The organism is Sphingobacterium sp. BIGb0165, assembly GCF_024810095.1.
GTDB lineage: Bacteria > Bacteroidota > Bacteroidia > Sphingobacteriales > Sphingobacteriaceae > Sphingobacterium > Sphingobacterium detergens.
Window position 1 is genome coordinate 169,948 of sequence record NZ_JANUEB010000004.1, and the last position, 26,764, is coordinate 196,711.

At 40.6% G+C, this 26,764-nt stretch carries 22 protein-coding genes; 12 read left to right on the forward strand and 10 right to left on the reverse strand.

The genetic code is table 11. From position 1 onward, the window contains the following. Together M2408_RS10065 and nagA are read left to right on the forward strand one after the other, a co-directional pair. On the forward strand, nucleotides 1–1,314 hold the full coding sequence (locus tag M2408_RS10065; protein WP_259181406.1) for a sugar MFS transporter: 1,314 nt from the start codon (nucleotides 1–3) through the stop codon (nucleotides 1,312–1,314). Nucleotides 1,315–1,317: 3 nt separating this feature from the next. Then, on the forward strand, nucleotides 1,318–2,502 hold the full coding sequence (gene nagA, locus M2408_RS10070; RefSeq protein WP_259181407.1) for an N-acetylglucosamine-6-phosphate deacetylase: 1,185 nt from the start codon (nucleotides 1,318–1,320) through the stop codon (nucleotides 2,500–2,502). Here nagA and M2408_RS10075 read toward each other — a convergent pair whose 3' ends face one another. Continuing rightward, entirely contained in the window at nucleotides 2,503–3,522 is a 1,020-nt protein-coding gene (locus M2408_RS10075) for a LacI family DNA-binding transcriptional regulator (RefSeq protein ID WP_120257273.1), read from the reverse strand. It lies immediately after the preceding gene. Between the two features lie 206 nt (nucleotides 3,523–3,728). On the opposite strand from M2408_RS10075, the gene M2408_RS10080 reads away from it, so the two are divergent. Beyond that, nucleotides 3,729–6,161: a TonB-dependent receptor gene (locus M2408_RS10080; RefSeq protein ID WP_259181408.1), complete on the forward strand. Its 2,433-nt coding sequence runs from the start codon at nucleotides 3,729–3,731 to the stop codon at nucleotides 6,159–6,161. Nucleotides 6,162–6,247: 86 nt separating this feature from the next. Here M2408_RS10080 and M2408_RS10085 read toward each other — a convergent pair whose 3' ends face one another. Then, nucleotides 6,248–6,742, reverse strand: a complete 495-nt coding sequence (locus tag M2408_RS10085) for a DinB family protein (RefSeq protein WP_120257275.1) — start codon at nucleotides 6,740–6,742, stop codon at nucleotides 6,248–6,250. A 327-nt stretch (nucleotides 6,743–7,069) separates the two neighbouring features. On the opposite strand from M2408_RS10085, the gene M2408_RS10090 reads away from it, so the two are divergent. Continuing rightward, complete coding sequence (locus M2408_RS10090; RefSeq protein WP_259181409.1) at nucleotides 7,070–8,701, forward strand: S41 family peptidase; 1,632 nt, start codon at nucleotides 7,070–7,072, stop codon at nucleotides 8,699–8,701. Between the two features lie 164 nt (nucleotides 8,702–8,865). On the opposite strand, the gene M2408_RS10095 is transcribed toward M2408_RS10090, so the two are convergent. The 3 genes from M2408_RS10095 to M2408_RS10105 all read right to left on the reverse strand — a co-directional run bounded on the left by M2408_RS10095 (nucleotide 8,866) and on the right by M2408_RS10105 (nucleotide 11,006). After that, nucleotides 8,866–9,711: a DUF5694 domain-containing protein gene (locus tag M2408_RS10095; RefSeq protein WP_259181410.1), complete on the reverse strand. Its 846-nt coding sequence runs from the start codon at nucleotides 9,709–9,711 to the stop codon at nucleotides 8,866–8,868. 20 nt (nucleotides 9,712–9,731) lie between these two features. Beyond that, entirely contained in the window at nucleotides 9,732–10,568 is an 837-nt protein-coding gene (locus M2408_RS10100) for a DUF5694 domain-containing protein (RefSeq protein WP_259181411.1), read from the reverse strand. Between the two features lie 276 nt (nucleotides 10,569–10,844). Then, on the reverse strand, nucleotides 10,845–11,006 hold the full coding sequence (locus M2408_RS10105; RefSeq protein ID WP_259181412.1) for a hypothetical protein: 162 nt from the start codon (nucleotides 11,004–11,006) through the stop codon (nucleotides 10,845–10,847). A 226-nt stretch (nucleotides 11,007–11,232) separates the two neighbouring features. Here M2408_RS10105 and M2408_RS10110 point away from each other — a divergent pair, with 226 nt between their 5' ends. From M2408_RS10110 to M2408_RS10125, 4 genes are all read left to right on the forward strand, one after another. Then, nucleotides 11,233–11,802 (forward strand): hypothetical protein, encoded by a 570-nt coding sequence (locus M2408_RS10110; protein ID WP_259181413.1) that lies wholly within the window; start codon nucleotides 11,233–11,235, stop codon nucleotides 11,800–11,802. Nucleotides 11,803–11,895: 93 nt separating this feature from the next. After that, a complete protein-coding gene (locus tag M2408_RS10115) occupies nucleotides 11,896–12,132 on the forward strand; it encodes a hypothetical protein (RefSeq protein ID WP_259181414.1) in 237 nt (78 codons plus the stop codon). A 331-nt stretch (nucleotides 12,133–12,463) separates the two neighbouring features. Beyond that, on the forward strand, nucleotides 12,464–13,195 hold the full coding sequence (locus tag M2408_RS10120; protein ID WP_259181415.1) for a DUF6796 family protein: 732 nt from the start codon (nucleotides 12,464–12,466) through the stop codon (nucleotides 13,193–13,195). Nucleotides 13,196–13,414: 219 nt separating this feature from the next. Beyond that, nucleotides 13,415–14,284, forward strand: coding sequence for a pirin family protein (locus M2408_RS10125; RefSeq protein ID WP_259181416.1), 870 nt, complete (start codon nucleotides 13,415–13,417; stop codon nucleotides 14,282–14,284). Nucleotides 14,285–14,584: 300 nt separating this feature from the next. On the opposite strand, the gene M2408_RS10130 is transcribed toward M2408_RS10125, so the two are convergent. Continuing rightward, the gene (locus M2408_RS10130) at nucleotides 14,585–15,163 is read right to left on the reverse strand and encodes an RNA polymerase sigma-70 factor (protein WP_120257282.1); all 579 of its coding nucleotides are present in this window, start codon (nucleotides 15,161–15,163) and stop codon (nucleotides 14,585–14,587) included. A gap of 66 nt (nucleotides 15,164–15,229) precedes the next feature. Here M2408_RS10130 and M2408_RS10135 point away from each other — a divergent pair, with 66 nt between their 5' ends. The 4 genes from M2408_RS10135 to M2408_RS10150 all read left to right on the forward strand — a co-directional run bounded on the left by M2408_RS10135 (nucleotide 15,230) and on the right by M2408_RS10150 (nucleotide 22,293). Next, nucleotides 15,230–16,249 carry a FecR family protein gene (locus tag M2408_RS10135; protein ID WP_259181417.1) on the forward strand — a complete coding sequence of 340 codons (1,020 nt, stop codon included), beginning with the start codon at nucleotides 15,230–15,232 and terminating at the stop codon, nucleotides 16,247–16,249. Nucleotides 16,250–16,305: 56 nt separating this feature from the next. After that, nucleotides 16,306–19,608 (forward strand): SusC/RagA family TonB-linked outer membrane protein, encoded by a 3,303-nt coding sequence (locus tag M2408_RS10140; RefSeq protein WP_259181418.1) that lies wholly within the window; start codon nucleotides 16,306–16,308, stop codon nucleotides 19,606–19,608. Nucleotides 19,609–19,624: 16 nt separating this feature from the next. After that, nucleotides 19,625–21,151, forward strand: coding sequence for a SusD/RagB family nutrient-binding outer membrane lipoprotein (locus tag M2408_RS10145; RefSeq protein ID WP_259181419.1), 1,527 nt, complete (start codon nucleotides 19,625–19,627; stop codon nucleotides 21,149–21,151). A 101-nt stretch (nucleotides 21,152–21,252) separates the two neighbouring features. Then, the gene (locus M2408_RS10150) at nucleotides 21,253–22,293 is read left to right on the forward strand and encodes an endonuclease/exonuclease/phosphatase family protein (RefSeq protein WP_259181420.1); all 1,041 of its coding nucleotides are present in this window, start codon (nucleotides 21,253–21,255) and stop codon (nucleotides 22,291–22,293) included. A gap of 92 nt (nucleotides 22,294–22,385) precedes the next feature. Here the strand turns inward: M2408_RS10150 and M2408_RS10155 are convergent, their stop codons facing one another. From M2408_RS10155 to M2408_RS10170, 4 genes are all read right to left on the reverse strand, one after another. Beyond that, a complete protein-coding gene (locus M2408_RS10155) occupies nucleotides 22,386–23,699 on the reverse strand; it encodes a sensor histidine kinase KdpD (protein WP_259181421.1) in 1,314 nt (437 codons plus the stop codon). A gap of 198 nt (nucleotides 23,700–23,897) precedes the next feature. Beyond that, nucleotides 23,898–24,854 carry a nitrilase family protein gene (locus tag M2408_RS10160; RefSeq protein ID WP_259181424.1) on the reverse strand — a complete coding sequence of 319 codons (957 nt, stop codon included), beginning with the start codon at nucleotides 24,852–24,854 and terminating at the stop codon, nucleotides 23,898–23,900. Between the two features lie 41 nt (nucleotides 24,855–24,895). Further along, nucleotides 24,896–25,735 carry a helix-turn-helix transcriptional regulator gene (locus M2408_RS10165; protein ID WP_259181427.1) on the reverse strand — a complete coding sequence of 280 codons (840 nt, stop codon included), beginning with the start codon at nucleotides 25,733–25,735 and terminating at the stop codon, nucleotides 24,896–24,898. An 81-nt stretch (nucleotides 25,736–25,816) separates the two neighbouring features. Then, the gene (locus M2408_RS10170) at nucleotides 25,817–26,683 is read right to left on the reverse strand and encodes a DNA alkylation repair protein (protein WP_259181429.1); all 867 of its coding nucleotides are present in this window, start codon (nucleotides 26,681–26,683) and stop codon (nucleotides 25,817–25,819) included. Nucleotides 26,684–26,764 lie beyond the last annotated feature (81 nt).

Sequence of the window (26,764 nt, forward strand, 5' to 3'; positions counted from 1 at the left end):
ATGACATCAACTGCTTTAGATCGAAAGACAACATTGGTATCCATAGGGATCATAGGACTGATGTTCTTTATTTTTGGATTTGTCTCCTGGGTAAATGCGATACTGATTCCTTATTTTAAAATCGCATGTGAATTAAGTAATTTTCAGTCGTATTTGGTAGCGTTTGCGTTTTACATTTCCTATTTGTTGATGTCGATGCCTGCATCTTATATATTAAAGAAGCTGGGTTATAAAAATGGGATTATGGTCGGTTTTTGGATTATGGCAATGGGAGCATTGTTATTCGTCCCGGCTGCTTATGGACGCACATACCTTATTTTTTTAGTAGGTCTCTTTACTTTGGGTACCGGATTGACGTTGCTGCAAACTGTCGCTAACCTGTATATTACACTGATTGGTGAAAAAGAGCGGGCAGCACAACGAATCAGCATGATGGGGATCTGTAACAAAGGAGCCGGGATACTGGCTCCGCTGATCTTTTCATATGTTATCCTGCGGCCTCAGGACAATACGCTTTTTAATCAACTGGAAGCAATGGATGAGGTATCCCGTGCCATCGCGTTGGATGAGTTGATTTTACGTGTCGTCTGGCCTTACACTGTCGTAAGTGGGGTGCTGTTTCTGATTGGGGTATTAGTCAAGTTTTCCATTCTCCCAGAATTGGATCAACAGGAAGCCCCTATAGCGGATGGACAAAGGATAAACAAAAAAGGAATCTTTCAGTTCCCTCACCTCGTACTTGGGGCGCTGGCAATTTTTTTGCATGTGGGAACGCAAGTCATTGCGATCGATACCATAATTAATTATGCCGGATCGATGGGGTTATCCTTGTTGGAAGCCAAAGCTCTGCCATCTTATACATTAACTGCTACGATCTGTGGATATCTCTGTGGTATTGTGCTAATCCCAAAGATATGCAGCCAACAACTCGCGCTTAAATTTTGTACGATCCTTGGGTTAATGCTGGCGCTATTAGTTTGTACATCGCATGGCTCTGTCTATTTTTTGAATAAAGATTTGGATATTTCGGTTTGGTTCATCGTACTGATCGGGCTACCTAATGCCTTGATTTGGGCTGGAATTTGGCCCCTAGCATTGGAAGGCTTGGGAAGTTATGCAAAACAGGGGTCTGCATTGTTGATTATGGGACTGAGTGGGAATGCCGTATTACCGTTGCTGTATGGATTATGGGCAGATGCTGTTGATGTAAGGTCTGCCTATTGGATATTGATACCTTGTTTTCTATATTTAGTTTTCTATGCATTCAAAGGCCATAGGTTACGCACATGGAATATATTTAATAAACAAAATTGAGCTATGCTAACGATTACAAACACTAACATCATTACACCCAATCGTATCATTGAAAATGGAACAGTAAGGATTGCTGAGGGAAAAATTGTGGATATCGCTACGCAGCGAGTTTCAGCGGACGAGCAGTCAGGTGAATGGCTGGATGCCAAGGGGCTTTTTTTGTCCCCGGGATTTATTGATATCCATGTGCATGGTGGTGGTGGTGCCGATTTTATGGATAATACGGTTGATGCTTTTCTAAAAGTTGCACAGACACATATCCGTTATGGTACCACAGCGATGTTGCCGACGACACTGACCAGTGAGCCAAGTGAGTTATTGGCTTTGTTTGATACCTATATGCAGGCTTTAAGCCGCAACGTGCACGGCTCGCGCTTTTTGGGGTTGCACTTGGAGGGACCTTATTTTGCGATGAACCAGCGGGGGGCACAGGATCCACGTTATATTCGAAATCCAGACCCGAATGAGTATCTGCCTATTCTCGAGCAGTATCATCACCTGATTGCACGATGGAGTGCCGCTCCTGAACTTCCGGGGGCGCTTGATTTTGGACAGAAAGTCCATGACTATGGAATTTTACTGGCCCTGGCTCATACAGATGCTATCTATGAAGAAATCCTCCCTGCAGTCGAACACGGCTATCGGTTGGCAACTCATTTGTATTCGGGAATGTCTGGAATGACACGACGGAATGCTTATCGTTATGCTGGGGCAATAGAAAGCTGTCTGCTTCTAGATGCTATTGATGTCGAGATTATCGCCGATGGTGTTCATTTGCCAGAACCCTTTTTAAAATTGATCCATAAAATCAAGGGTGATGATAAAATCATTCTGATTACAGACGCCATGCGGGCCGCAGGTATGCCCGAAGGAAAAAGTATATTGGGAAGTCTTACAGGTGGAATTGAAGTTATTGTTGAAGGTGGCGTTGCTAAACTACCTGATTACTCTTCTTTTGCTGGGAGTGTCGCTACCGCCGATCGGCTAATCAGGACTATGATCAATATGGCTGGTTTAGATCTTATAACGGCCATAAAGATGATGACGCTAAACCCTGCAAGATTACTTGGCTGCGACGATCGTATGGGGGCGATAGGTATCGGCAAGGATGCGGATATTGTTCTGTTTGATCAAGATATACGGGTACACTATACTTTTATATCCGGCAAATTATGTTATAAAAATTAATTAGGTGATTTTGTTTATCACCGAATCACGAACCACCAGTTTTCCAGGGAGTATAATATCCTGAATTTCGAAGTCTTTATTTTTTATGTGACGGATCAGCAGGGCACAGCTACGTTTTCCGATATCAAAGGCGGGTTCCTCTATGGTGGTCAGATTGGGTTCGACTACGGTGCAGATGGGGTCATTTGTAAAACCAATAACGCTGATATCAATCCCTACGCGCAAGTTGTGTTTTTTGATGCACAAGATTGCACCGACAGCTTTGCGGTCATTGGCGGCAAAGATGGCGTCGGGACGCTGAGGTAGTGCCAGTAGTTTGGTTGTATCCTCACTGCCGTGAATTTGCGAGAAACCGGAATGTACGATCAGATTCTCTTCTAAAGGTCTGTTGCACTGTTTCAATGCTTCAATATAACCGTTGAGTCGCTGTTGTGTAAATTTGAGGTCTTTCGGACCAGCAATATGGGCAATACGGTTGGCGCCATTTTCGAGTAGAAATCTTGTTGCCTGAAAAGCGCCCGCAAAGTCATCCTGTACAACTTTTGATGCTACGATATTATTTGGGACCCGGTCGAAAAATACAATAGGTAGCCCTTTAGCCATCAGTCGTTCAAAATGTTCGTTGATATAGGAATCCGAAGATATGGAGACTAGAAGTCCGTCGAGGCTACTGGTCGATAGGTTTTCCAGTAGGCTCTGCTCACGGGCCATACTATCGTTGGTGACATAAAGAATGATATTGTAATCCTGTTCATAGGCTTCCTCCTGAATACCCGAAATAACTGTCGAGAAATAATAGTTGGTAATAAATGGAATGACAACGCCAATATTTTTTGTTGAACCTGAGGCTAATGCCGCTGCATTTTTGTTGGGCTTAAAATTAAGTTCCCTGGCCAGTGACAATACTTTCTGACGTGTTGTGGGGTTGACATCATGCGTGTCTCGAAACGCTCGTGAAACAGTGGAAACAGAAATGCCAAGCATTTCAGCAATATCCTTGATGCCGATGGGATTTTTCATAGATAAAAGGTTGGTTCGAATTATTCGATTTACAATTTACTAAAAACAATTTATATATGATTGTGATATATGATATTGCCCTGTCAGAATTCAGTTACTATGATTTTTTTTATCTTTATTGAGCATCAATAAAGAAGAGGTTTTTTGCGTTTTATTGCTTAGCTTGCTTTTTTATCTGTATCATTACATACGATTAAAGGTAGCCAATGATCCTATTTGATTTTATAAAACTCGTATTAATTGCAACTGTCTTCTTATGGAGTGGAATACTCTATGGGCAGAATGATAGTGACCTGGTCAAAGGCAAGGTGGTTGATCCGGAGATGTCACCTGTTGCCTTGGCTACAGTAGGTCTGTACAGTAGCAGTGGGATATTGGTAGCCAGTACAAACACAGATAGTCTGGGGACTTTTCAGCTTCGGGGTAAAATTCCGGGTAAATATTTTGTCGCGGTAAAACACCTTGGCTACCATGATTATAGGAGCACGCTATTTGACCTTGCCAATAGTAATTTGGAGATAGTAAAACTCTCCCGACAGGAAAATAAGCTGGAAGCGGTGACAGTCGAAGGCAAAAGAGCGGTACTAACGGTTGATGGTGGCGCGATTGTCTATCAGGTAGAAAATAGTATCGGAGCACAGGATATTTCGGCCTTTGACGCATTAAAAAGAGCGCCTGGGGTACAGATCGAAAATGAAGTCGATATTACGCTCAATGGTAAAAGCGGAGTGCAGATCCTGTTGGACGGAAGACAAACTTTTCTTTCGGGCAAGGAGCTCAGCGATCTATTGAAGTCGATGTCATCGAATAACCTCAGATCCATCGAAATTGTCAATAGTCCCTCAGCTAAATATGATGCGAGCGGTGCAGCTGGTATTATCAATATCAAAACGAAGAAAAATCAGTTGAAGGGCTTGAATGCAAGTATAACAAGTGCCTTTGCTTATGGTGTCAGCCCGAAGCAATTGCAGCATATGACCTTCAATTACCGGGTGAATAAATTCAATGTATTTGGGAGTTATAACCATACACTTGGCCACTACAATTACTTGTATGGCACTAATCGTCAGCAAAACGGCAAATCCTATGACAGCCACACGGTCGATGAGGACAAGCGCCAGAAAATGGGCGCTCAGATGGGGATAGATTACTTTCTCAATGATAAAAATACAATAGGTCTTTTGGTAAACGGTAATTTTATCTTCGGTGGCGGACTGACCAATACAGCTACGACGATTGCTACACTTCCCTCGGCAGTGTTGGAAGGATCTCTTGATGCTATCAACGATTACTACGGCCAGAGCACCAAGCGCTACAACTTTAATCTGAACTACAAATATGAAGATACGTTGGGCCGTAGCCTAAATGTGGATTTGGATTACGGTCTTTTTGATAAATGGAATAAAAACCTGCAATCGAATACCTATCGGGACAATGGGGGAAATGTCTTTGACGAGAATCTGTACCGTACGCTGAATGATATCGATATTGATCTAAAAGGGCTAAAGGTGGATTACGCTACGAAACTGTGGGACGGAAAATTGGAAGCAGGTGCCAAATATTCGGCTGTAGGTTCTAAAAACAATTCCCGGTTTTATCATGTCGGCCCTGCAAGTGATAGTCTCGATAATAGACGGTCCAATGATTTTCATTTTGACGAACGCATAGCTAGTGCATATCTTGACTATAAAAGAACGATCGGAGAATGGTCTCTCCAAGCTGGACTACGGCTAGAAAATGCGAATTCCAAGGGTGTTTTATTTTATCGGGAGCAAGAAAAGGATCTGGATGATCAAATCAATAGAAATTTCACTAATCTTTTCCCTTTTTTATCTATCACGAGGCAACTGGCCGATAAACAGACGATTTCACTGTCATACGCCAAGCGTATTGAACGACCGGCCTATCAGGATTTGAATCCTTTTGTCTATATGCTCGATGAGCTGTCTTTCTGGAAAGGAAACCCTTTTTTGATCCCCTCACTGACCCAACGATTTTCCTTACTTTATTCCCTAAAGAGCTCGACGATTGTCGGCTTAAATTATGCGTATACGGATCAATTGAATGCCAAAATAACGGATACATTGGAAGCTGATAAAATAATGATGATCAGCAAAAATGTAGGTACACAAAAGCATTGGTCGCTATCCTTGACTCAGACGCTATCACCAAAACCTTGGTGGGATATTACCTTTAATGGGTTGCTATATTATATCCACAATGATGTTTCATTTGACCAGTACCAAAACCTCAATTTAAAGCAGACTGCGGGACGTGTTAGCCTTCTTCAGTCTTTTAAGCTGCCGAATAAGATGCGGTGTGAGATTTCAATGGTCTACAACTCGAAGCGGCTTGGTGGAGCAAATACGATAAGTAGACCGATCAGTCAAGTGGATATTGCATTACAAAAGAGTTTATTGAAGGATAAAGCGACGCTTAGACTAGCCGTGACGGATGTCTATAAAGGCAACCAGATTAAATACACGCAGAATTTACCCGGCTTGCAGTCATCAAGCTATGGCTATTATGAGTCAAGGCAGGTGCGTCTTAGTTTTGGCTATAGATTTAGCCGTGGGGCAACAAAGGAACAGCGTAGTCGAAAGTCAGCGCTCGAAAGTGAAAGTGGCCGAATACAGTAACGAAAAAATAAAGGATGTCAATCAGCTCCTGTGCTTGCTAAATATCGCGTTCTTGTAAAATCATTGAGAATGGATGTGTTAACATCTCAATGTTGAATTTTAAGGAACTTAATCGTAATACCCATCTGCCCGAGGTGGTACATGTCATGGTGAATTAAACCCGTTAACAGGTACTTATAATCGTGTGGAAAGGAGGTGTCAGCATGTGGGTAAGCAGTATGAAGGAAAGCATCATCTTTTCCTTCCAGAAAAGAAATAATATTTTGCTGTGTTGCGTGAAGATCCTGCATTAGATTTTCCCAACCACGTTTTCTTAACTCATCATTATTTCGCCAGTTTGCTGCATCACTCATCTCAAGTCCTCTTGGATTTCCCTTTAGGCGGCTTAAAACTTCCCTGCGCCACTCGATTAAATGGGATGCTAGTTCTGCGATGCTGTGCATTTCAGGGATGGGACGCTCAAAAGCTGTTGTTCCGTCCACCTGAGCTAGTTTCTTTGCAAAATTTTCGTCGATCCAGAGGTCAGCTGCTTCGACATCCTTTAATTGTTGAATATGATCTTTTATCAAAATATCATTCATGACTGTCAGTTTTTGTTCTTCTTTTTTAGAAAGGAACAATTGCTGGATTGTAATTGTTTATTGCTCGATGTGGAAATTTTTCACTATTCATTGTAGGAACCAAATACGCTTTATGGACAAAATAGTAGTCTCCAGATGCTGATGGCAATGACTCTTTAAATCACTGAAAATAGGAGTGAAATGATAAGTTATTTCTGATGTTCATAATTGGACAATAGCATGTCCGAAAACGAACAGTTAAATTTCGTGTTTAGTGCCTAAATTGATATACGGAAACTTATTGAGCCTTGGCATATACTTTGGGGTAACGACTGAAAAAAAATCTAAATGAGATACCAGACTATCCTTTTAACTTTTACCTGTACATTATTAGCTATAGCTTCTGGTCATGGACAAGCGAAAATTTCCGGACAGGAACAACTAACCAAATTGAAGGCATTTATTTTAAGTGGAGATACTGAAATTTCCAATTATAATTCGGCTTGTTATTTTGCCTTGGCGGGGGAACATGCATTGGCATTTAAATATCTTAAAGCGGCTGTGCAGAAGGACGGACTCCATCAGGTGGACATGTTAACACAGGATGCTGATTTTATCTCGCTTCATAGCGATCCGCAATGGAAAGAAATTTTAAAAGAAGTAGCGGAAAATGCCAAAAATAGGAAAAAGGAGGACGCTATGTTCTTTAATAGAAATTCATTCTGGGATTCCAAAAATCTGGTGACAGCATTTAGACCAAATCTCTCTGCTGAAGAAAAGCTGGCTGGTCTGTCGAAGTTCTGGTCTGAGGCAAAGTATAATTTTGTCAATTTTGATCTCGTTCCAGCGTTGGATATTGATTCTCTATACATGGCCTATATCCCTAAAGTTCGGAAAACAAATTCTACTAAAGCATATTATCGAATGCTTTCTGAATTTTGTGCACAGCTTAAAGACGGGCATACGAATGTGTATCCTCCAAAGGAGCTGGAAGATGAATTTTGGTCAAAACCATTGTTGCGCCCCCGATTAATAGGAGACAAAGTGCTTATTGTTAGCATCTATGATCCTGAGCTTAAGAAAAGAGGGATAAACATCGGAGATGAGGTGTTTGAAGTCAATGGCTTGCCGGTGAAAGAGTATGCAAGAAAGTATGTTACTCCTTATGCAAGTGCATCTACTCCTCAGGATCTTGATGTCCGTTCCTATGAATACGAGTTGCTCAATGGCTCATTTAAGGAGCCTGTAATGCTCACTCTTGTTGACGAAAAAGGTAAAAAGACCAAGCACAGTCTTGCGAGGATACAACCAAAAATAAGGAGCCAAAAAATCGTCAATACGAATTTTGAATTTAAGATGCTAAAAGGTAATATTGCTCATGTGGTGCTTAATAGCTTTGGGGACGAAAAGGTAGCGAGGCAGTTTGCCGAACATTTTGATGAAATCTCAAATTCCAATGCGATTATTTTTGATGTCCGCGGTAATGGAGGCGGCAGTTCGGCTGTTGGTTGGAGTATTCTCAGATATTTGATCAACAAACCAGCGAAGATCCATCAGATGCAAAGCCGCTTATACAATTCGGCCTACCGCGCATGGAATTATAAGCAGCGTTTTTATACTGGCGAAAATTTTTTGAATCCAATGCCGAATACGTATTTCGGAAAACAGGTAGTTGTCCTGACCAGTGGACAAACTTATTCCGCCGCAGAAGATTTTGCCGGCGCGTTTAAATCACTTGGTCGTGGCAAGATAATAGGCGAGGCTACTGGTGGTAGTTCGGGGCAACCTCTGATGATTTATCTTCCTGGTAGTGGATCGGCAAGAATCTGCACCAAGAGGGATAAACTTGGTGATGGCGGAGAGTTTATTGGTAAGGGGATACAGCCTGATATTATCGTGTCACCGACAGTAGCAGATTTTAGAAAGGGAAAGGATACCGTGTTGGAAGCAGCAATCGCACAGTTGACAGCGAATAAGTGAAACCGCTGCTGACACAATTGCTGGGACCGCTACAGCGGGAGTTAAACTGTGAAATAGCAAAAAGAGTAAAATTTAAAAAACTAAAACCCAAAGCGCCTTATTGTTGTTCGCTTTGGGTTAAATCTGATTGCTTTGTTTTGGTTCCAGATAAAGGTTAACAAAGATTATAGAACATTTTTTAAGTCGATCAGATTAAAGCGGTCATCATTTTTAATAAAGTCCCTTAGGATTGCGGCATGACCCGTACCGACTAGTATGACTACCGTCTTGGTGGTACTCTTTAACTGGCTTTGGAAATTGCTATACATGATTAGGTTGCGTTTAAACCAATCTGACACCAGTTTGGCGCCAAAGTAATTGCTTTGAATGCCTACTTTATTAAATAGGGATAGATAGATACCCTTATTTCTAGCCAAAGCATGGTCTTCATTAAGTGCCAGAAAGACATCCCTCAGTTTTTCCTTTTCAAGTGCTTCATTTCCAATTTTACTTGATGTGGCCAATTTTGTGTCGAACTCCTTTTTTAAGTCTGGATTTGCATTGAGCTCTTTAAATAAAAGGTCAAATCGCATTTCTATCATTGTGTCAATCGGAAAAACTTCTTGGTGGTTTGATTTTTTTGCCAAACGAAACGCAAGCTGAAAGGTCTCTCCCTCGATGTAATAGCGCTTAGATCTTTTGCTCTGCAAGGTATCTGTGTATCGGCTGTACTGATTATCCAGATATAAATGGTAGAGGTAATTCAAATGTTTTTTTTGGGAAAATGCGCTTTCCACAAATATTTGATCGGGATTGTTCTTGCGGAGGATTGTTTCCGTTATTTCCTCAAGCCCCAACTGATCTTTTTCACTTAAAATATTGCGCTCAGCGACTTTCATCGCATCATTACCCGGATTATTAAAATGGTATGTTCCAAGAAGGATCACATTGACCTTCTCTTGGGCATGTAGCGTCGTTATAGTTAAAGATAAGAATAAGGTGAGGTAGCTTAAGTATTTTATTATGTTCATATTCTAAATAAAAATAGGTTTTACAGTGCATTGTTTAACTCGATCAGATTGAAGTGATCATCATGTCGTAAGAAGTCTTTAAATATGGCAGCATGACCTTCGCCGACCAAAATAAAAACTGTTTTTGTGGACCGCTTCAACTGGCTCTGAAAATTGGCATACATAAATAAATTACGTTTATACCAATCCGAGACTAGTTTGGATGCAAAATAATCATCTTGTATCCCTATTTTGTTTGATAACCAGAAATAGAAGCCTATATTTTCTGTCAAATGTTTATCCTCATTGAGACTTAAAAATACATCTTTTAGTTTTTCCTGCTTGATAGCCTTATTCGTGCTTTTACCTAGGGCGATGATTTGTGTGTCATATTCTTTTTTAAATTCCGCGTTAGCATGAACTAATTTTAGCAGAAGATCAAATCGCATTTCTATCATTGTATCAATCGGAAAAACTTCTTGGTGCCTTGATTTTTTTGCCAGGCGAAAGGCAAGCTGGAAAGTTTCACCCTCTGTGTAGTAGCGCTTATATCTTTTGTTCTGTAAGGTGTCTGTATAACGGCTGTACTGATTATCCTGATATAAACGGTAGAGGTAATTCAAATGTTTCTTTTTGGAAAACGCACTCTCCACAAATATTTGATCAGGTTTATGTTTACGAATAATAGCATCTGTTATCTCTTCAAGTTCCAATTGATTTTTTTTGCTTAAAATATTTCGTTCAACAACCTTGGCAGCATCATTACCCGGATTATTAAAATGATATGTTCCAAGAAGGATCACATTAACCTTCTCTTGGGCATGCAAATACGAGATTGTTGAAGCAACAAATAGCGTAAGGCATAACCAGTATTTCATTATGATCATATGGTTGAGAAATATTAAAAAATTAGTGGATTAAATATTTTGTTAATTAGCGATACAAAGATATAAAACAGCTCATATTTACCAAATAAATTATCGGGTCGCTGCGCTAAGGAGTGGTATCAGGTTTTTAAGCGGGCTATGAATGACTTTACCGCTTAACGAAAATTTAATATAATATTATCTGATACCTTATATTACACAAATAGCTTTGTTGTCAAGAATAGTATAAAAAAGTAGAAACCCGTATTAACCGGCATTTCCAGGTATTTACAAAAGCGTACATCCATTTACACGGATAATAGTTTGCATACAACGAATGGTAAATAAGATGTGCCGGATATCAATTTGCCGCTGTGGCCGGTCTGTGATTGCCGTATATTTAAGCGTAACTCCATAGTTAGTGGATAATGGAATAACTTTTTTAGCCATTTCTGCCTCACATAATTTCACCGATCTGATGGATAGTGGTGAAGTTTGTGTTTAATTTGGCTATTATAGTATGTTGATTATTAATTGTTATTATGTTTTTTTGTAAAAGGGTATTAGTCGGTATTGAACTGCTATATGCTAATGGCCAGTTTAAAATAGTGGTCATGGGGCGGTGCTTATTAGTAGGGGAATAAAAGATAAATTCTATAAATCGGAAAATTAAGACATGGAAAAAAATATTGAAAATAATACCATATCGTTGACAGTGATCGGAAATCTGACATTTAGAGCACTTAGCAGCAAAAGATATCAGATAGCCATTGGACTGATCCTGATGGCTATTCTGATCTCGGTAGCAGCCTTTATGGGTTTTGTAATGCACAATAATATCACCGATTTGAATAGGGGACAGATAATCGGTATTATGGGAGGCTTAGGTATTGTGTCCTTTGTTTGTGTCGCATTTATTTTTTCGAAATTCCTCGCTAAAAAATATATCATGGCATTTTATTCAGATCGCATCGTGGTGCAAGGGGACGGGGTACGACAGTTTGATTTGGACAAGATCGTGAGTTTTGATATTTGGAATGATTCCGACTATGCTAAACTCGTGATCAACTACCAGGATAAGTTGGTCAAGTATCATGTGGGTTTCGCTAATTTGATCTTTGGTAAACCTATTTTGGAGGAAAGAGATAAACTGGATACTATCTTTACCAAAGAAAGAGGCTTTAACAAAATGGTAGAAAACAGGAAAGGAATAACCAGAATCTACTATTCCATTGCGGAATTCTGACTGGAGCTTTTATTTTAAATTCGATAATTCGTTTTTAATATGATATTACGGAAAATAATACACAGTAAATCCAAAGGTCATTATGGAATACCTATGAATTATCAAGAGGCTCTTGCATTGTTCTATACGCTGAATTGGGATGATGAAAACACATTTTACAACCAAGAATTCGGGGATTCTTATTTACAGTTGAAACTCTTAGATAGGACTGAAGTAGCGGATAATAAAGAAATCAAAGTGGAGATACTGATAGATGAATATCTGATCAAATTTGCTGTCACAGCAGTGATGATGAGCGAAGCGACTGCTTTGATAAAATCGGTAATATAGATTCCTATGGAGTCGGATATCCATAACGGATTTGTAGCGATGAACTTGGGGTTTTTAATTGTGTGTTGTGTGTAGTTATTGTTTGTAATCTAGTTGGTTATATTGTTTATATGAATTAAAAGTGTAGTGCTAAAAATGCATGCTTATAACCAATGGTTATGGTTGTTTTTTGAGTGATTTAATGTTTTTTAAGCTGAGACGACTGTTGCGTATTCTCAGTATCCATTCAAAAATCCTTTCTGCGGATAAATTGCTCCTTTAGACGGATGCTGTCTACCTTCCTTAACAATATCTTTGCAGCATATTTATATTATTTAGAATAATTCTTGATATGCTTTACACAACAAAAATTAAATGGTCATTTATTGCTAGTATACTGGCAGCGGTATGTTGGATTATCGGAGATATGTTTGTCGCGGGTTTTGATGTAGATCCTGGGGAATATCCACTTTTTTCGAAGACTTATGCGGAGCAGGTGGATGTGGGTATTGTGGTACTCATGCTGAAAGGGTCGAGCGAACGTCTCATGTTTGGTGCACTGATTGCCTCGATGACAGCTACTTTATTCTTACCGGGTGTGTGGCTGGCCTATCAGTATTTTAATGACAAATCAAGGTGGTATGCCTGGGGGACTTATTTTGTGTTGATAGTCAGTGTTATGTTGATGCCGCTAGGTCATGCGGACTTTTATTATACGGGTGAAATATATAAAGCGATATACCACAGCGATCCGATCGCTCATCCATATCTGTTGGAAACGGCCTCAGGCTTTACGAAGGTACTGTATATTGCTTGGGGGACGGCTATTGTGGTGTTGATGGTAGGTTGGCTGCTGTTTTCGATACTGGTTTTTATGCGGAAGACACAGTTACCTCGCTGGGCAGCCTTTATCAGTCCTGTTTTTATCACTATATATCAGTTGCCCTTGAGATTCCTACCCTCGTCTGTACTGAAGGGTTGGTTGCTCGCAGCGGGGTTTAATATTGCCTACCTGATTTTTTTTATCTTGTTGTGGCTGCTTTTCAAAAAACCTGCAGCACAAGAGACGCTGATGGATTCTTAATCTACATTAAGCTTTTAGCTTAAGCTAGGTTATTGGCTTATACCTCTTTGTTTGCGTAAATTTGAATATACAAAATCGAACAGCAAGCAAGCAAGCAAGCAAGCAAGCAAGCAAGCAAGCAAGCAAGCAAGCAAGCAAGCAAGCAAGCAAGCAAGCAAGCAAGCAAGCAAGCGGAGTGTATTCGGTGATGTATGAATTCAAAAGATAGGAGTATTAAAAATGAAAAAATCAATTGAAAAAATCTTCCCTCGTCCCGCACAACCGGGTATGGTAGGTGACGGATTCCGTGTGTATAATATGATTCCCGGTAACGGCATTACCAAAAGACGGATGAGTCCTTTCCTCTTATTGGATTTCAATGCGGAATTTGATTTTGGTCCCTCAGATCATATTCGTGGGGTAGATGTTCATCCGCATAAAGGGTTTGAAACAGTTACAATCGCCTATAAAGGCAGTGTAGCACATCACGACAGTTCAGGCAACAGCGGGGTGATCAATCCCGGGGATGTTCAATGGATGACAGCTGGAGCAGGAATATTGCACAAAGAGTATCATGAGGAGAATTTCTCCAGAGCTGGTGGCCCCTTTGAAATGGTACAGCTTTGGGTTAATCTTCCTGCAAAGGATAAATCTACCGAAGCACATTATCAGGGTATTACGGCAGATCAGATGGGCAAAGTACAGTTGCCTGAAAATGGCGGGATCGTCAATATCATTGCTGGTGTATTTCAGGATACAAAGGGACCTGCCGAAACTTATACTGCAGTCAATCTCTTTGATATTAAATTGGAAAAGGGACATCAGACAACATTTAGTGTTCCGCAACATCACAATTCCGCCATCCTGGTGATCAATGGAGAAGCGGAGGTCAATGGACAGTTGGCCAAAGAACATAGTTTTGTGCTGTTTGAAAACAATGGTGAAGAAGTCGTGATCAAGGCCAATGAGCAAGCTGTCTTACTGTTTATGAGCGGAGAACCTATTGACGAACCTATCGTGAGTTATGGCCCTTTTGTAATGAACACACAAGAGGAAATCTATCAGGCTTTTGAAGACTTTCAGGCTGGTAAATTCGGTACACTTGAATAGTCATTAATGGAAAACCACTGTACTATTTTCTGCTAAAAACGGTTGCCGAATATAATTATCGGTTAATAGATTTCGTCATGAATTTCCCCTTAGCACAAAAGCTTAGGGGATTTTTTTGAATAATGTACTCTTTACAACAAGCCTCTCAGTTTTTTTGTTTATAGATAGGCCTAGTGTTCGAATAGCAACTAAGACGCTTTCTTGCTTTAAGTGGTAGCAGATAATCTAGTAAAAAATAAGCTCAATAACAAAATGGTGTTTCAACTTGATGCGTAAGGGGCGAGTATAGAAACCGGAAAGTTATATGCGTAGCATGGGATAAAAATAGACCAATAAAGGCAGGTAATTCCTGAGGTCTTTCCTCAGGATTTTCAGCGCTTGTTGGATGCGGTAATCAACGGTCTTGGGTGACACTCCTAATTTTAACGCAATCTCTTTGTAGGTGAGATTCTCAAACCTATTCAATTCAAAAGCCTCACGAAACGAACTAGGCAGATTGGCGATTGCTTTATCGATCTTCTCTTTCAGTTCCTTTTCAAAATAGAGATCCTGGCTCGATAGCTCGAATCCACTCAGCTGGCTTAATTCATAAAAAGAACTTGCTTTTGTTTTTTCCTTCTTGATTGCTGTCAAACAGCGGTTGCGTACAGCTGCAAATAGATAGCTTTTTAGGGAAGTACTAAAATAGAGGTTCTCACGGTTGTTCCAGAGCCATAACATCAAGTCCTGTACATTTTCTTGTGCATCAGCTAATTCCACATATTGCTTCCCATAAGCCAATAGCGGGGCATAGTACTTTTTGAAAATAGACTCGAATGCGTATTTATCTCCTTTAACTAGATTTTCGACGAGGATCTCGTCGCCTAAACTCGTATTCATAAAAAAATAAAAAAATTTTTAGGATATACTCCCCTTAAATAGTCATCCTTTAAAATCATTGTAAAAATGCATAAAAATGATGAATATATAGAAACTCTGCTTTTGAATTTTGTTAATAATAATTTAGCGGCAGATGAAGAGGAGTTTTTGCGGGGTTGGCTGCTGGAATCAGAAAGCAATCGGGACAGAGCACGTGCCTTCTGTGAATTTTACCATCAGATCGATGCCTACACGACTTTGGAGAGCACTGATACTGATCAGGCATTTGAGAAAATGACCGGGAAAATCGGTGAATTTAGGCCGGTTCGATCGCTGAGCTATCTCCGGGTACTCCAACGTGCAGCGGCAGTAATGTTTATTCCACTGTTGCTGGTTCAGTTGTATCAATGGTACGACAACCGTTCTGGTTCCGAAGCTTGGGTTACCATGCGGACCAATCCAGGAATGGTAGCTTCAATACGATTGCCAGATAGTTCAACGGTGTGGTTGAATGCAAATACAGTGATCAGCTATCCGCAGAAATTCAATAAAGAGCGACTTGTCAAACTGGACGGTGAAGCCTTTTTTGATGTAACAAAAAATCCTGAAAAGAAATTTAAAGTACAGACTCCTGCGCAGGCGGCTATTGAGGTATTGGGAACCCGTTTTAATGTAGATGCCTACCATACGGACTCGACTGTGCGGGCAACGCTTGAAGAGGGAAGTGTACAGTTTAATTACCAATCCAATACAGGGTCTAAATCCTTGCTACTGCAACCGAGCCAGACTATAGTCTATAACAGGAAAAATCAGTCGATAGTGCCTAACGAATTAAATGAGAAGACCCTGACCTCCTGGAAAGATAATCAGATCGTACTCAAGAACACGAGTCTAACTGAGTTACTGACAATTGTATCCAAGCGGTTCAATGTCAAGTTTAATTTGAAATCGTCGAAACTGAATGACGAACGGTTTACGGGTGTGTTTGATTCACAACAATTGATTACGGTGTTGGAGCATATCAAAATATCCTCGCAGATCCAATATAATATGATCAATGATGGTAGCAAAACCGATGGTTCGATCACGGTGGAACTCTATAAATAAGCCTTATTACTATGTAAACAATAAAATTCTACTTATACAATTTATTAACCATTATCATGAACAAGTTAAGATTAAAACTGATCTTATTGGGTTTTGGAATCTCTGCATTCCAATTTGTCCAAGCCCAGCAGAAGTCACTGACTTTGTCTGTCAGCAACAAAAGCATGCAGACAATCCTGGATGAAATTGAAAAGAAATCGGGTTTTCGATTCTTCTACAACAACAATCAGATTGACACTAAGCGTAGTTTTTCGGTCAATGCCAAGGGCGAGGATATCAATGCCGTGCTTGAGCGACTTTTTAAAGGCACTGAAATCAGTTACCGTATTATGGAAGGAAATATCATCCTTTCGGTAAAGAAAAAATCAAGTGTTACGAAATCGGAAGGGCAACAGCAGCTGATTACGGTCAGTGGTATCGTATTGGATGATTCACAAAAACCCTTTTCCGGAGCAACGGTAAGTCAAGGGGAACGAAAAACAAGTACGGATCAACTGGGGAAATTTACGATCCGTGTTCAAGCTGATCAAAATCTATTCGTCAATGCTCTTGGTTTTGAAAGTGTGGAGCTGAGCCCTTCAAGCTCACATGAACTTCGTGTCCAGTTGAACACAGGAAACAGGGCATTGGATGAAGTCGTGGTGACCGCCTTAGGGGTAAAACGTGAACAGAAAGCGTTGGGTTATGCTGTCCAAAAGGTAGGTGGAGCAGCACTTTCTTCAGCTAAAGGTGTGGATGTAGCGACTTCGTTGACAGGGCGTGTGGCCGGTCTGAATATTAAAAATAGCACTGAGTTTAACACTACGCCAACAATTGAACTACGCGGGCGTACACCCTTGATTGTAATTGATGGGGTAGCGTCGCAATTTGTTAGTCTACGGGATGTTCCGGCAGATGATATAGAAGATATCAGCGTATTGAAAGGAGCAACAGCTGCGGCGTTATATGGTTCCAGAGGCGGTGCCGGAGCCATCATGATTACCACAAAAAAGAGTAAGGGAAAGGGATTGGATGTGCAGCTTAATAGTAGTACAATGTTTAATGCGGGTTATCTGCGGAGACCAGAGGTCCAGACATCCTATAGTACAGGACAGGGCGGTAAATATAAACCAGGAAGTTATGTCTGGGGCGATAAGTTGGATATTGGAAGAACCGCAAAGATTTATAACCCTTATACTTTTCAGGAAGAGGATACCGAATTACGATCTGTAGGAAAAGATAATCTGAAAAATTTTCAACAACAAAGCTTTATTACCAATAATAATATCAGTATCGCTCAACGGGGTGAAAATGGTGGCGTCAGAGCTTCTTTTACGCATGTATATAATAAAGGCCAGTATGAAAACAACAAGCTGAACAAGATGACTTACGCCGTCTCCGGTGATATGACTGCTGGTAAATTTAAATTTGAGGGCGGGCTGAATTATAATAAGCGGTACTATCCAAATATGGGAGCCACAGGGTATGGTGGTGGCGGTATTCTTTACAACCTAACTGTTTGGTCGGGAACCGAATACGATATTAGGGATTATAAGAATTATTGGGTGACACCTAATGAAAAACAGAACTGGATGGATGCTTCCTGGTATGATAACCCGTATTTTATCGCTAATGAAATTGTGCATTCCGGTGATTACAATATCCTAAATGGCTACCTAAATACCGAGTTTAAGTCAAACGACTGGCTGACAATCACGGCACGTCTGGGTTCGGATGTTTATTCGCAGCTCGACCAATACCAAAATCCAATTGGTGCCGTGGGGGGATGGCACCGGTTAGGCTATTTCTCAACAAGCCGTGAGGGTGGCTATAGTGTGAATGGAGATTTGATGGCAACAGCAAAGAAACAGTTTGGCCAATTCAATGTTGAGGGCTTCGTGGGTACGGGAATAAACTACCGCAATAAGGATAACCAAAATGGAAGCACCTCAGGTGGGCTAACGATTCCAGGATTCTATTCGTTAAAAGCTTCGGTCAATCCAGCAACAACAACATCTCAACTCGAGCGGCGCCAGGAGAATGCAATATATGGACGATTTACTGCTTCATGGAAAAATGCCGTTTTTTTGGAAGTGACGGGACGTAACGATTGGAGCTCTACATTGGACAAAAATAATCGTTCATTTTTCTATCCTTCGGTATTGTCCAGTGTGGTACTCTCTGACTTATTGAATCTGCCTTCGGCCATTAGTTTCTGGAAGGTAAGAGGCTCTTGGACAAGGACAAAAACGGCTCCCGATATCTACGCCATTAACCAACAGTATACAATTAATAGCGATGTTTGGCAGGGGTTAGGAACAGCTTCTTATCCATCCACGTTAAGAAATGCTTCGATTAAACCAGTCACAATGGATTCATGGGAATTGGGTACTGGAATCAATTTACTGAAAAATAGAATACAATTTGATCTTACCTACTATGACGCATTAACATTTAACCAACAGCGTGATGCGGCTATCAGCTCTGCCTCAGGATTTTCTAGAACACAGATCAATATCAAAGAAGACCTACGCAGACGCGGTGTGGAGATTATGCTAGGTGCGGACGTTATAAAAAGTGCGGACTTTAATTGGAATTCCAAAATCAACTGGTCTCGAGAACGCTATACGTATGATCGGGTGGATCCGGATTACTCCACAGATAGACCTTGGGTAAAAGATGGTGCTCGATGGAACTGGGTGGCTATTAATGATTGGGAAAGAGACCCTAGTGGTAATATTATCCATTATGGCGGATTACCTAGAGCGAGTGCCTACCAAACTGTCGCTGGATTTAACGAAGCTGACTTTATTTGGGGCTGGTCAAATACTTTTTCATACAAGCAGTTTACCTTAAACCTATCTTTTGATGGTCGTGTTGGTGGTATTGCTCAAAGTGTGACTGATCAGGCCATGTGGAATTCGGGAAGTCACCCTGATAGTGATAACGAATACCGCTATGATATGGTGGTCAATGGAAAGAATAATTATGTAGGTCAAGGTGTGAAGGTGCTTTCTGGTTCGGTTGATTACGATTCGTATGGTAATATCACCAGAGATGACCGTGTATTTACTGCCAATGATGTACCAGTGTCCTATGAAAACTATCAAATTCGTATGGCACCTTATATTGGTAGTCCAAGATCACAATTTATGTTTTCGCAGACCTTTGTCAAATTAAGAGATCTGAGCTTAGAATACCGTTTGCCAGTTGCCTGGTCACAGAAGATCAAAGCCAAAAATACATCGGTAGGTTTAATCGGGCAGAATCTGTGGATGTGGGCCAAGGACTTTAAATATTCGGACCCGGATATCGGTAAAGAAAACTTAAACTCAGCGTCAATCCGATATATCGGGATGAATGTAAAACTTCAATTTTAACTTAAACAGCAGCATCATGAAACAGAAAATAAATAAATTATTTGTACTAGTATTGACCTTGGGTACAACGTTTACATCGTGTAATAATTTTGAGGATATCAATACTGATCCCAATGGATCAACACGAGCGTCAAGGCCGCTATTAGCGACAAATATTATTTTGGATTTGACTTCGAGTAGCATGGGTAAGCCATTTTACGCCAACCAGCTGGTATCTAAAAGCTTGGCCTGGGGAGAAAGCGCTGATGGCAACCAATATAATTCTTTTGGTCGATCGGACCTTAGTGGCTACAGTACAGTAATCAACGGTAATAAAATGTTGGAGTTGACGACTGATGCAAATAGGCCGGCTTATGAGGGACTATATTACTTTGCTAAAGCCTACCAGATGTTTTATCTAACGATGACTTTAGGGGATATTCCTTATACTGAAGCGTTTCAGGGAGAAAGCGGGATTTTGAAACCCAAATATGATACGCAAAAAGAAGTCTTGTTGGCTATTTTAAATGATCTGGATCGATCTTATGAGGCTTTTGGTAAGGGAGTCAAGCTGGAAGCTGATCCAATTTTTAAGAGTGATCCGGTCAAATGGCGAAAGACTGTGCGCGCTTTTCAGCTTAAAGTATTAATGCATTTGTCTATTAAACAGACTGATAATGATCTGAAAGTGGCCAGCCGCTTTCAAAATTATGCGAAATCGGATTTGATGACCTCTAATGCGGACAACTTTCAACGCATTTATTCCAATAATGCCAAAGAATATTATCCTGTATATTTTACACGGCTTAATCATAATCCCTATGCGATGTTGAGTTATCTAATCATCGATAAATTGAAGGAAAGCTCAGATAACAGATTGTATTACTTTGCCAAACCGGCAAAAAGCGAAACAGATAAACAGGTGCCAGCCAATAGTCCGGATGCTTATCTAAGTGTTGACCCTTCAGCTTCATTTGATGTGATCAGCAAAAGATGGTCTTCTGGTCAATTCTCAGGAATTAATGCACGTTATACGCAATTGCCTAGCGGGGAGCCTATTGTTAAGTTAGGCTATGCTGAACAGCAATTTATTTTGGCAGAAGCTGCCTTGCGTGGCTGGATTCCAGGCCAGGCGAGTAGCTACTACAATGAAGCTATCCGTGCGAGTATGCTATTTGTGGCCGATAATACACCGGATGTTGCGGACTATCACCATAATAAAAAGATTGATGCTGCCAATATACAAGCTGTACAAAACCATCCGTCAAACCTTTTAACCGGAAACTTTGAGACAGATTTGGAGAAAATTATGTATCAGAAATACCTGTTGTCTTTTATGCAACGCGAGTGGGAATCGTATTATGACTATAGACGTACAGGATATCCGAAATTTCCGATTAATCCGAATACGAATCAGAATATCACGAATACAAAAATGCCGATGCGCTGGATGTATCCAAGCTCAGAATTTGATACCAATCGGGAGAATGTGGATGCGGCGATACAACGTCAATGGGGTGGTGTAGACAATGTAGACAAAATCATATGGTTGTTACAAAAATAAAATAGGACTTGTGCCAAAGTCTTTGGATATTTGAAGATTAGACTTGCCTTAGTTCGCTAGGGCAAGTTTTATATACTGATGCATTAATATATACCATATAGATGAAAATAGGAAAATTTATAATGCTGTTGCTACTGCTCAGCATTGGGCAGTTCATAGTCGCTCAGGGGAAAACCGAATTGAAAGTGCTGCAGATCAATATTTGGCAGGAGGGGACAGTCGTACCCAATGGCTTTCCGGCCATTGCGGATGAAATCATCGACAAGAATGCGGATATCGTGCTCTTTAGTGAGGTACGTAATTACAAAGGGACAGATTATATCCAGCGAATATTAGCGGAATTAAAATCCAAAGGAGCGAGCTATTTTGGTAAGTCAAGTGATGAAAAGCTGGATGTTGGATTGATCTCCAAATTTCCAGTGACGGACCAACACGCATTGTATGGCAAAGATAGTGGGATGGGAGGTGTGTTGAAAAGCAAGATCAGAGTTGGCAAACGCGATTTTGTCTTTTATTCTTTACACCTGGATTATACCAATTATGCCTGTTACCTACCTAGGGGGTATGATGGTGTAACCTGGAAGAAAATGGAAAATCCGATTACTGAGGTATCGGCAATTGTGGAAGCCAATCGTAAAAGCAAAAGGGATGAGGCGATACGTGATATTATACACGATGTGGAGGGGGAGAAGCAATCGCAATCCTTTATTGTTGCGGGTGATTTTAATGAACCTTCACATCTGGATTGGACTGTAGCGACAAAGGATCTGTTTGACCATCGGGGTGCTGTAGTGCCTTGGGACTGTTCAGTTCTATTGGAAAAGGCAGGATTTAAAGATAGTTTTCGTGTGCAGTATCCTAACCCGGTAAGTCATCCCGGCTTTACCTATCCGGCGTTCAATAAGGATGTGCCTATTGATAAGCTGGCCTGGGCACCTACAGCGGATGATCGGGACAGAATAGACTATGTCTATTATCGTAGTAAGTTACCATTAAAAGTGGTGAAGGCGAGGATTGTGGGACCTACGGAAACAGTGAAATATGCCAAAAAGCAGGGTAAAGATAGCGAAGATGAATTTTTGCTTCCAAAAGGAATATGGCCTACAGATCATAAGGCCCTATTAGTGACTTTTACCTTTTAGGAGAGGAAATTCAATTGTACTGCTGTTGATTGAATACAGTGCTAAAGGAATACGTGGGGATATTGCACGGCATAAGAAGCACGGACAGGTTTTTAGCAACAGGTCTGTGCTTCTTTTTTGGAGGTCTGGTTTCTGGTGGGGTATGACGGTAAGCCAACAGTGAAAATTGAACCTTTATTGGGAATACTCTGAATATCGACTGTACCTTTGTTGCGCTCGATCAGATCTTTACATAATACGAGCCCTAAGCCCGATCCGGGTTCATCTTCCGTACCGAATGATTTATGCTGTATTACATTAAAGAGTAAGGCCGATTTGGAGGGATTAATTCCAACCCCCTCATCTTGGATATGAATGTTGGTATGAATCTCATTTCTACTGCAATAAATACTTATCTTTCCGGCCACATAGCTAAATTTGATTGCATTACTAATAAGGTTTCGGAGAATAATGGAGGTATGATCCTTATTGGCGAAGATATGTGTTCCTTCGGGTATAGCAACTTCTATCTTGAGCTGTTTTGCTTGTATTTGATCGGTAAACAATATGATGATTTCGCGGATCAATGGTTCGATCAGTACTAAAATAGCAGGGCTGGTAATCCCACGCATACTGCTACTTCCCCATTGCAGAAAGTCGTCCAGCGCTTGATTTTGATGTACAATCTGTTGATAAAGCTGTTGTATGTATTCTCTAGATACGGTATTGTTGAGAATCTGGTCGCGAAGCATCAATACCAATGCCTCCAAACTGGCAAATGGACTTTTGATATCATGAGCGACAATGGAAAATATTTTCTCCTTATCGCGATTCATAGATTCCAGTTTTCGACGCTGTTCCTCAATCTTCTCCATATTGTTGTAAATAATCTGTAGGAAGGAGTTGACAGCGATAACAATAAAGGCAAGTGCATTGCTAATGTTGAAGATCAGTCTTAGCCTGGGGACACGTTGGGCTACAGGAACAATGGTCGGAAAGAAATAGAGCAATGCAATGGCGAAAGCAGTAGCAAGGCAGAAAAAGATATGGATACGACGGTCGTCATAGAGTAACATGGACGCGATCAGGGTGCATAATAGAAAATATTCTCCGCCATTTTTAAATAACATCGCTCCCAAAAGAAAAAAGATGAAATTGCTGACCAATAACATCGCCTTCGCAAAGTTATGTTTACCGTCGTATTGTAGAAAGAGTACCGAAATAGAGCAAATGGTATTGGATAGGTTGATCGTCGACAGCAGGTAACGTTGGTCGATGATATTAAGGATAAAAAAGCAAAGTGTGGGCAATAAACAAAGTATGGCAATCAAGTTGACCATCTGTATCCTTTTGAGGTCGATATAGGACATATCCGGATGCGTTCCGATATTCGTGAGTATGTTCCAATATCTTCGGATATAGTTCATAATTTTATTTAAACTGCTAGTGAATATTAATCCGCTAAATTAACATAAATAAGGTGTTGTAGCGCGATGCTTAGCGAAAAAAATGTTCGCAATACTTTAATTGACAGATGGCTGGGGTACCTCTGGTGGATAATCGTGAAACAACTGATTTAAGACTTCGGTTGAGAGACCTTAAATCAGTTGCTGGATTGATGGAGATTAGCTATTTTCTGTATGTAACCAGACTACTTTTTGCTCTGCTTCATGTTGCTGACCAATAATGTTGCGGTAGAGTTCTGGTCGTCGGGCGCTGATATAACGATGTCCGCCAGCCTGTATCAGTTTTTCGGGTGTGACTGTGGCTATGACAAAACTATCGTCAAATGTATGGCATTCTGCGAGAATATCCCCGAAAGGATCTAAGATCATTGAACAACCATTCTTTAACTGATCGTCATCCATTCCGATGGGGTTTGAAAACACGGTGTAAACCGCGTTGTCATAGGCCCTGGCTGGCAACCATTTCATTAACCAGCTACGTCCTTTCATTCCATCAAACTCCAATCGCAAGGAGGTTGGGTCATTTTCACGGTTATGCCAGAGCTGAGGATCCACAAAGCCCGCTCCAGGTCTAGATGAAGGAGTACACATGGTCACATGTGGCATAAAGATAATGTCAGCTCCTAATAATTTTGTTGCGCGTACATTTTCAATGACATTATTGTCGTAGCAGATCAAAATGCCACATTTCCATCCTTTGATCTCAAATACCGTATAAGCTTGACCTGGGGTCAGATAGGGGTTTATGAAGGGATGTAATTTGCGATGTTTGGCAACTAAGCCATCTTTGTCGACACAGATATAGGGCTTATATAAATTGTCGTTTTCATCTTTTTCAAATAAACCGGCAAGAATGGTGATATTGTATTTGGTTGCTATCTCGATCAACTTCTGAGTGCTGTTTCCTTTGGGAACGAGTTCGGCAATATCGAGCATTTGCTGTTTATCTAAATTTCTTGCGAAAGTATAACCAGTAATGGAACATTCGTGAAAAGCAATCACATCAGCACCTTGGGCTGCGGCCTGTTGCGCAAGGTGCTCTATGATTGTCAGATTATAGGCTTTATCCGCACTTTTATGCTCAAATTGTGCTGTGGCAATTTTTAATTTGTCCATATTTCTTTCTTTGATCTATAGACAAATCTACTTGTAAGTTGTTAAGATAAATTGTACAAACCCGACAAGCGATCAGGCAAGGCTTGGAACTCCATAAAATTGATTGTCAGTCTGCTTGTATTGTTCAAATATATGGATGGTGTAAAACCAGTATATTTTTTAAATGTCCTGATGAGATGAGATTGATCAAAATACCCGCTTTCGTAGGAAATGGTCGTCAGTGTTGTACCATCAGGTTTATTGCGAAGTAACTTCAAAAAGCAATGGAGTTGGACAATGCGTCCGAATTTTTTGGGACTCATACCGACCTGTTCGGCAAATATCCGTTCCATCTGCCGCTCATTATGACCACTGAGTTTGAGTAATTCTTCCACAGAGAGGCACCCTTTGTGATCGGTAATATATTTTAATACGTTAGAAAAGGAGGTCTGACCTAGCGATTTGTGTTGAATGGCGAGTGTATAAAAGAAGGTGTTTAATGCATTTAATTTAGCTGTTGGATGCTTGCAGTAAATAAGCTGATCGTAAAGCCGGTCTGCTGACTGTCCAAAGATATCCTTTAAGCCGATGATTTGATCTTTTAGCTCATGTGCAGGTATACCCAGTAATTTGTAGAGACCATCGGGTTGAAATACAACAATAATAAAGGAAATGCGTTCGATCAGACAGAGATCTTTAAAATGACTGATCTGACCATACAAAAATGATTGGGGGAGATGATCGTTTCGGTTGATGGATAATCGGCCTTGATTCAAAAGAAATACCATTCCTGTATTGCCGTCCGAGAATAAGCGTAGCGTTTTTTGCGGATCAGCAGCGCTTTCCAAAAAGAGGTAGTGTTTGATGTAAGGCAATAATTCTTTTGGCGGGAGTATCTGCATGGCCTAATCCGTGAGTTGATGTATACCAAATGTACGTATTTCCTGTTGTATGAAAAATTAAAAATGATTTGATATTTAGCGTTATTTGTTTTCTTTATTAAGGTTTCTGATCGCTCGCTTTACGATGTACATGGTTTCTTTACTTTTACTTTCTCTTTCCCATCTGGTACATAATTCGCTGACAAATAAGGGACAGGTCTTGGCGGCGTCATTTAGCCAATTGGCCACGCTATTTTGCACATATCGGGATGGATCGGACTTCAAGGCTTCTAATATGGATAAGGCGATGGCGGGATTTTGTTTTAACGCATCGATATGCGCAGACCATACACCTCTTGGTCGTATGGCCTCTGATGCGAAACGCCTGATATTTTCATCGCTGTTGGTAGCCCATTCGGTAAGAATAGAAATGCTTGCTTTTAAATTGTTGCATATTTTTTCACGTATTGCCAACCAGCTGATTTCTCGAACGCCAAAATGCGGATCGGCTGCGAACGGTTGGATCTGCTTGAGTGTTTCAGCAATACTTAGGCCCTTATTTTTCCCAACAGTATATGCGGCCCAACAACGAACCAGATCAGCCGGATGAAGCGATATCGTCTGGAAGAAAACGATATCATTTTGCTGTGTGATCTGTTCAAGAAGTCCAATTCCGATGGCTTCATTGATGCTGTTGACAGTCTGTTTTTCTAACAGGCTAATTCTGTTTAGTATAGGCTTAAGATAGGCTGTTCGATCATGCTGTGTGAGTAGATGGTTTAGCAAAACAGGTTGGTCTACGGCTAGCCATTCGACAAGATTGGCAGTTTCAATCTCACCCTTGTTCAATTGTTCCAGAATAGATGCTGGTATCTCACTTGTTTTTCGTGCGCCTATTCGTTTTGGTGATCGGCACTGTTTTGCTGAATTTTTATTTAATACTGGCATATCCTCTTGTCTATTTTTCATATTTATTCCTAATCTTTGCAAAGATTCGAAAGTTAATCCATAAGTACAATAACGCATAAAATTGTCACTATGGGCTAAAAA